Origin of the sequence: Elioraea sp. Yellowstone (genome assembly GCF_006704265.1) — a bacterium.
Taxonomy (GTDB): domain Bacteria; phylum Pseudomonadota; class Alphaproteobacteria; order Acetobacterales; family Acetobacteraceae; genus Elioraea.
In genome coordinates this window covers 1-966 of sequence record NZ_VIKA01000301.1, presented here as the reverse complement: position 1 = coordinate 966, position 966 = coordinate 1, and the positions used below count along the sequence as shown (strand labels likewise).

Sequence of the window (966 nt, the reverse complement as noted above, 5' to 3'; positions counted from 1 at the left end):
GATCCTCGAGGCGCCGGCGCAGCCCGCGCGCGCGCGACCGCCCGCCCTCCGCGCCGCGCAGCCAGCGGCGCAGCTCCGCGGTCTCTGCCCCCGAGAGCGCGGCGGCGAACACCGAATCCGCGGCGTCGAAGAGGTGATGCCCCTCGTCGAACACGTAGCGGTAGGGCAGCCCGCTCTCGTCCAGCCCGCCCCAGGCGGCCTGCACCATCACCAGCGCGTGGTTGGCGACGACGATGCGCGCGGTGCGCGCGCGGCGGATCGTCCGCTCGATGAAGCAGGTGCGCCAGTGCGGACAGGCGGCATGGATGCACTCGCCGCGCCGGTCGGCCAGCCCGAGCGTATTGGCGGTGCCGACGAGTTCCGGCAGCCACCCCGGCAGGTCGCCCCCCGCCATGTCGCCGTCGCGCGTCGCCAGTGCCCAGCGCGCCATCAGCCCGAGCGCGATCGCGGCGACGCCGCCGCGCGTGGCACCCGCGGCCGCCTCCTCCATGTTGAGCAGGCAGAGATAGTTCTCGCGTCCCTTGCGGATCACGACACGACTGCGCCGTTCCGCCTCGTCCGGCCAGAGCCGTGCGGTCTCGGCATCGACCTGGCGCTGCAGGTTGCGCGTGTAGGTGCTGACCCAGACGGGCGCGAGGTTGCGCTCGGCCCAGAGGCTTGCGGGCGCGAGATAGGCCGCGGTCTTGCCCGTTCCCGTGCCGGCCTCGGCCAGCACCACCCGCGGCACGCCGGCCTGCTCGCGCGGGGCGAAGGCCGCGCAGGCGGCGGAGGCGAGGTCGGCCTGGCCGGGCCGGTCCTCGGCGGCAAGCCCGAGCATGTGGGCAAGCCGCGCCCGCGCCTCGCGCGGCTCGACCGGATGGTGCGAGGGCGGCGGCGGGCGCGCGGTCTCGTCCCACTCCGGCAGCACCTCCCAGACGCGGAGCGCACGCGGCGCCGGCGCGGCATCCGGCGTGCCGAGGGCCGCGA

Annotated in this window: 1 pseudogene; it reads right to left on the bottom strand. The window is 76.4% G+C overall.

What is annotated here, in order from left to right:
* A pseudogene (locus FK498_RS18830) lies at nt 1-966 on the bottom strand (ATP-dependent DNA helicase); the annotation flags it as partial.